The sequence below is a fragment of the Micromonospora sp. NPDC051296 genome (genome assembly GCF_040682255.1).
GTDB lineage: Bacteria > Actinomycetota > Actinomycetes > Mycobacteriales > Micromonosporaceae > Micromonospora > Micromonospora craterilacus.
On the sequence record NZ_JBFBAO010000042.1, the window covers coordinates 23,258 to 29,558 of the forward strand.

Annotated in this window: 3 protein-coding genes; 1 reads left to right on the forward strand and 2 read right to left on the reverse strand. The window is 70.8% G+C overall.

From position 1 onward, the window contains the following. Nucleotides 1–50 precede the first annotated feature (50 nt). Nucleotides 51–2,534, reverse strand: a complete 2,484-nt coding sequence (locus AB0M52_RS07480; protein ID WP_363950206.1) for a DNA topoisomerase (ATP-hydrolyzing) — start codon at nucleotides 2,532–2,534, stop codon at nucleotides 51–53. Between the two features lie 31 nt (nucleotides 2,535–2,565). After that, nucleotides 2,566–4,623, reverse strand: coding sequence for a DNA topoisomerase IV subunit B (locus AB0M52_RS07485; protein ID WP_363950209.1), 2,058 nt, complete (start codon nucleotides 4,621–4,623; stop codon nucleotides 2,566–2,568). 359 nt (nucleotides 4,624–4,982) lie between these two features. On the opposite strand from AB0M52_RS07485, the gene AB0M52_RS07490 reads away from it, so the two are divergent. Next, nucleotides 4,983–6,242 (forward strand): hypothetical protein, encoded by a 1,260-nt coding sequence (locus tag AB0M52_RS07490; protein WP_363950211.1) that lies wholly within the window; start codon nucleotides 4,983–4,985, stop codon nucleotides 6,240–6,242. Nucleotides 6,243–6,301 lie beyond the last annotated feature (59 nt).

A 6,301-nucleotide genomic window follows, 5' to 3' on the forward strand; every position in this document is an offset into this window, starting at 1 on the left:
GTCGATGGTCTGCCAGTTTGGTCGCTACCGATCTAGCGGAGACCTAGTAACTAGCTGCGTTCGATCTGGTGGCCGACCACGGTGGGGCCGAGCATCACGGCGAAACCGGAGCCGTCGCGGCGCGGATCCGCCGCGGGCAGTTCGACCGGCTCACCGTTGGCGGTGGAGCCCACCGGCCGCGGACCCACCCAGGCGACGACCACGTCGGTCTCACCCTTGAGGAACCGCTGGGCACGCACCCCGCCGGTCGCCCGCCCCTTCGCCGGGTACGCCGCCAGCGGCGTGACCTTGACCGTCGCGCCGGTGGAGGTGACCACCATCGGGTCGCCGTGCTCCGGGTCGTCGGTGCGGATCGCGCCGAAGAAGACCACCTGCGCGTCGTCCGGCAGGGCGATCCCCGCCATGCCGCCCCCCTTGAGCCCCTGCGGGCGGACCGTCCCGGCCGGGAAGCGCAGCAGCGACGCCGCGCTGGTGAGGAAGGTCAGCGACTGGGCAACGTCGGTCAACCAGGTCGCCCCCACCACCTCGTCGCCCTCGCGCAGCCCGATCACCTCGAACTCGTCGGAGCGTACCGGCCAGTCGGGGGCACAGACCTTGACCACACCCTGCCGGGTGCCCAACGCCAGCCCGGGCGAGCCCTCGGCGGTCGGGCCGAGCGGCGCCAGCCCGACCACGGTCTCCCCCGGCTCCAGCGGCACCAGCTCGGCGGCGGACATCCCACCGCGCAGCGACACCGTGCCGGCCTGCTCGGGCAGCACCGGCAGCGGCAGCACGTCCACCTTGAACGCCCGGCCCGCGCTGGTCACCAGCAGCACCCGGCCACGGGCGGTGGAGTGCACCACCGCGCGTACCGCGTCGTGCTTGACGCGGCCGTGCCGGCGCCGGCCCTCGGCGGCCTCCTCCGACTCGGCCGCCGTGCGGGCGACCAGCCCGGTGGCCGACAGGATCACCTGGCACGGGTCGTCGGCCACCTCCAGCGGCCCGGCCGGCACGGACGCGGCGAGCACCTCCTTGAGGTCGCCGTCGACCAGGGTGGTCCGGCGCGGCGCGGTGAACTGCTTGACCACCGCGGCCAGCTCGTCGGAGACGACCTTCTTCAGCACGTTCTCATCGTCGAGGATGGTGGACAGCTCGGCGATCTCCGTACGCAGCTTCTCCTGCTCGGCCTCCAGCTCCAGCCGGTCGTACTTGGTCAGCCGGCGCAGCGGAGTGTCCAGGATGTAGGTCGCCTGGATCTCGGAGAGCTTGAACTGCCGCATCAGGCCGGACTTCGCCGCCTGGGCGTCCTCGCTGGCCCGGATCAGCTTGACCACCTTGTCGATGTCGAGCAGGGCGATCAGCAGGCCGTCGACCAGGTGCAGGCGCTCCTCCCGCTTGCGCTTGCGGTACGCGCTGCGCCGGGTCACCACCTCGTAGCGGTGCGCCAGGAAGACTTCCAGCAGTTCCTTGAGCCCGAGGGTGCGCGGCTGACCGCCGACCAGCACCAGGTTGTTGACGCCGAAGGACTGCTCCAGCGGGGTGAGCCGGTAGAGGTCGGCGAGCAGCGCCTGCGGGTTGACCCCGACCTTGCACTCGATGACCAGGCGGGTGCCGCTCTCCCGGTCGGTGAGGTCCTTGACGTCGGCGATCCCGGTGAGCCGCTTGGTCTTGTTGACCTCGTTGGTGATGGCCGCGATGACCTTCTCGGCGCCCACCCCGTACGGCAGCTCGACCACGGTGATCGCCTGCCGGCCACGGCTGCCCTCCAGCGGGCCGATCTCCACCTTGCCACGCATCCGCACCACGCCACGACCGGTCTCGTACGCCCGGCGCACCTCGTCGAGGCCGAGCAGCAGACCGCCGGTGGGCAGGTCGGGGCCGGGCACGAACTCCATCAGCTTGTCGAGGGTGGCGTTCGGGTGCCGGATCAGCCAGCGGGCGGCCGAGACGACCTCGCCCAGGTTGTGCGGGATCATGTTGGTCGCCATCCCGACCGCGATCCCGGAGGTGCCGTTGACCAGCAGGTTCGGGAAGGCAGCGGGCAGCACGGTGGGCTGGGTCAGCGAGCCGTCGTAGTTGGGCTCGACGTCGACGGTCTCCTCGCCCAGCTCGCCGACGAGCAGCATCGCCTCCCGCGACATCCGAGCTTCCGTGTAACGCGCCGCCGCCGGTCCGTCGTCTGGGCTCCCAAAATTTCCATGCCCGTCAATGAGTGGGACGTTGAGCGAGAAGTCCTGCGCCATCCGGACCATCGCGTCGTAGATCGCGGTGTCGCCGTGCGGGTGGTAGCGACCCATCACGTCACCGACCACGCGGGCCGACTTGACGTGCGCGCGGTCCGGCCGGAACCCGGACTCGTGCATCGAGTAGAGGATGCGCCGGTGCACCGGCTTGAGGCCGTCCCGGGCGTCGGGCAGGGCCCGGGAGTGGATGACCGAGAAGGCGTACTCCAGGTAGGAGTCGGAGACCTCGGCGGTCAGCGGGGTGTCGATGACCCGTGCGCCGGCCCGGTCGAACGCGGAGTAGTCGACCTTCGTCTCCTTGCGGCGTGCCATGGCTCAGCTTTTCCTTCCGAAGAAACGACGGTCAGGCGTCGATGGCGTCACGGTCGACCAGGTCGGCGGAGTCGATCAGCCAGTTGCGGCGCGGCTCGACCTTCTCCCCCATCAGCAGGTCGAGGATCCGCTCGGCGGCGTCGACATCGTGCAGGGTGATCCGGCGTACCGACCGGGTGGCCGGGTTCATCGTGGTTTCCCACAGCTCGTCGGCGTCCATCTCGCCGAGACCCTTGAACCGCGGGATCGGCGTGACGATCTGCTTGCCGGCCTTCTCCAGCTTGTGCACCGTCGCCTCCATCTCCACCTGGGTGTAGGTGTAGACGGTTTCCGGGTTGCGCCCCTTCGTGGTGATCTTGTGCAGGGGTGGCATCGCGGCGTAGAGCCGGCCCGCCTCGATCAGCGGCCGCATGTAGCGGGCGAAGAGGGTGATCAGCAGCGTCCGGATGTGCGCGCCGTCGACGTCGGCGTCGGCCATGATGAGCACCCGGCCGTACCGCATGGCGGAGAGGTCGAAGGTGCGCCCCGACCCGGCGCCGAGCACCTGCACGATCGCCGCGCACTCGGTGTTGTCCAGCACCTGCTGGAGGTTGGCCTTCTGCACGTTGAGGATCTTGCCGCGAATCGGAAGAAGCGCCTGATATTCGGCAGAACGGGCAAGTCGCCCGGTGCCCAAGGCGCTGTCGCCCTCCACGATGAACAACTCACTTCGGTCGATACCTGAGGAACGGCAGTCGACCAGCTTGGGCGGCATCGCCGCGCCCTCCAGGGCGGTCTTGCGGCGGGCGGCGTCCTTCTGCTGCTTCTGGGTGAGCCGCACCCGGGCCGCGTCGACGATCTTCTGTAGGACCGTCCGGGCCTCGGTCTTCGTCTTCCGGTCGTCCAGCCAGGACTTGACGTGCTGTTCGATCAGGCCCTGGACAACCTTGGTGACGCCGGCGGTGGAGAGTTCGTCCTTGGTCTGCGAGGTGAACTGCGGCTCGGGCACGCGGACGTGCACCACCGCGGTCATGCCCTCCAGGACGTCGTCCAGGGTGGGCGCGTCCTCCTTGGCCTTGAGCAGCCCCCGGGTGTTGCGCACGGCCTCGGCGAGGGTACGCGCGAGCGCCCGCTCGAAGCCCTTGCGGTGGGTGCCGCCGTGCGCGTTGCGAATGGTGTTGGTAAAGCACTCGACGGTGCGCTCGTAGCCGGTGCCCCAGCGGAACGCCACCTCGATCTCGGCACGCCGCTGCACGTTGGACTGCATGACGCCGTTGGCGTCGGCCGCGTTCTCCCGGTACGTCCCCTCGCCGGTGACCAGCAGGGTGCCGGAGACCGGCCGGTCGCCGGCCGGGGCGAGGAACTCCACCATGTCGCTGAGCCCGTTGGGGTAGTGGAAGCGTTCCTCGCTCGGCTGCTCGCCGGTGCGGTCCTGAAGGGTGTAGCTGACGCCCGGCACCAGGAAGGCGGTGTTGCGCAGCTTGGCCCGGACGGCGTCGTGGTCCAGCGTGGCGCCGGTCTCGAAGTAGCGGGGGTCGTACCAGTAGCGGATCGAGGTGCCGGTGCGGTGGCCGCGCTTCATCGCGCCGACGACCTGGAGCCCGGGGCCGGGTGTGAACGGCGCCTCCGGGCCGTTGCCGTCGAAGATGCCGGGCACGCCGTGTCGGAAGGACATGGCGTGCACCTTCCCGCTCCGGCGGACGGTGACGTCGAACCGGCGGGACAGCGCGTTGACCGCCGAGGCGCCCACGCCGTGCAGGCCGCCGGAGGTCTTGTAGCCGGAGCCGCCGAACTTTCCGCCGGCGTGCAGGCGGGTGAGCACCAGCTCGACGCCGGAGATGCCGGAGCGGGCGTGCACGTCGGTGGGGATGCCCCGGCCGTCGTCGTCGACCTGCACCGAGCCGTCGGCGTGCAGCGTCACCTCGATTTTCTTCGCGTGGCCGGCCACACCCTCGTCGGTGGAGTTGTCGAGGATCTCGTTGACGAGGTGACCCACGCCACGGCTGTCGGTGGAGCCGATGTACATGCCGGGCCGCTTGCGGACGGCATCCAGCCCCTCGAGGTGCGTGAGGTCGTCGGCCCCGTACAGGGTCTCAGGCTCTGCGGTCAACTGGTCGTACTCCCCGGTCTCGGCGATGTGCTGCCCCGCACCGTCGGCGGTCGGCCCGGCGCGGGCACGCCGCAGCGAGCGTAGCTGTACGTCCCGACAAGCCGACGCGGACTCCCGCGCGGCACGCCGTGGGCCGCTGCTGGCGGACCTGTCGCGGTCAACGCCCCGACCCCGGGCCTTATGCCCGACGCCCTCGTCGGACGGGGGCCGGCGAGGTGCCGAGCGCCCCCTTCGTGGGCTCACGGCCGTCCCGCCTCAGGTGTCACAGATGTTGCCCATTGTTGACGTGCGTCACACCTGCGTGATCTCATCACGAGCATCGGAGGATCTTTCACATTTCCATGAATGGATGTGATGCCATGTCCGCGTTGCGCCGTACCGTTGCCGCGATGGCCCTGGCCATTGCCACGGCGGCCCTCTCCGCTGCCGTACCGACCCCCGCCGCCGCGTCGGCGGCGCTGCCCACCGCGGCGATCGCCGTCGGCGACAGCTTCATCAGCGGCGAGGGCGCCGGGGCGTACCAGCCGGTGGTCGACTCGGCGGGCGCCACCCAGGGCTTCCCGGGGTGGACCGCGCCGAACAGCAACGCCTTCTTCTGCCACCGCTCTGCCAACGCCTCGCTGCACCGGGCGGCACTGCCCGGCATCCAGGACCGGTTCAACCTGGCCTGCTCCGGCGGCCAGCCGCACGACATCGCCGCCGCTTCGTCGGCCCGGCCGGGCGGGCGCCAGGTGGCCGCCCAGCTCGACCAGTTGCGCGCGGTCGCCCAGACCCACGACATCGACCTGGTGCTGATCGGCCTCGGCTCGAACAACAGCTCGTTCACCTTCGGCGGGGTCGCCGAGAAGTGCGCCAACCGGTTCATCGCCGACGCCTGGACGGGCTGGTGGGAGTTCTGGGCGTACCTGAACGGGCCGGTGGAGCAGAAGCCGTGCACGGACGCCGACCTGGCCACCGCCGCACAGCTCAGCGCCGCCACCGCCGAGACCACCGCGGCCGTACGCCAGATCCTGACCACCCTGCGGGAGGTGGACGCCGACGGCCAGCACCGGGTGGTCCTGCAGGACTACACCAACCCGCTGCCGCTCGAACTCGACCCGGCCTACCACTCCGAGGACGGCCGCGACGACACCCGGGACAAGTTCCGCGCCCTCGGGGCCGAGCGGTACGCGGCCGGCTGCCCGATCCACCGGGCCAGCCTCGCCCCCGGGCACCGGTTCTCACAGGGCCTCGGCACCATCGTGCGCTCCACCCGGGACACCCTGGCCGCCGAGTTCCCCGGCGCCGACCTGGTGTACCTCAACGTCCAGCGGGCCTTCGACGGCGCCCGGCTGTGCGAGAGGCCGACCAGCCCGACCGGCACCCTGGCCACCCCGATCCGACTGATGGACAACCCGCCCAACGGCACCTTCGTGACCAGCCTCTCCGGCAAGGACAAGATCGCCATCCAGCGGATCGCGAACACCTGCGTGACCTATTTCCAGACCTGCCAGGAGTCCTGGCACCCGAACGCCGCCGGGCACCAGACGCTCGGCCAGTGCCTCGCCGGCGCGGCTGTCACCGCCGCCCGCTCGGTCGCCTGCGTACGCGGCTCGGACGGCGCGGTGACCGTCTCCTGACCGGTGTCGGCCCCCCCCCACACCCCCCCCACCCGCCGCGGCCACCCCCCCCCATGCAA

Excerpts from the sequence above, each read along its gene's own strand:
- AB0M52_RS07490 (WP_363950211.1), top strand. The coding sequence starts at position 4,983 with ATGTCCGCGTTGCGCCGTACCGTTGCCGCGATGGCCCTGGCCATTGCC.
- AB0M52_RS07480 (WP_363950206.1), bottom strand. The coding sequence starts at position 2,534 with ATGGCACGCCGCAAGGAGACGAAGGTCGACTACTCCGCGTTCGACCGG.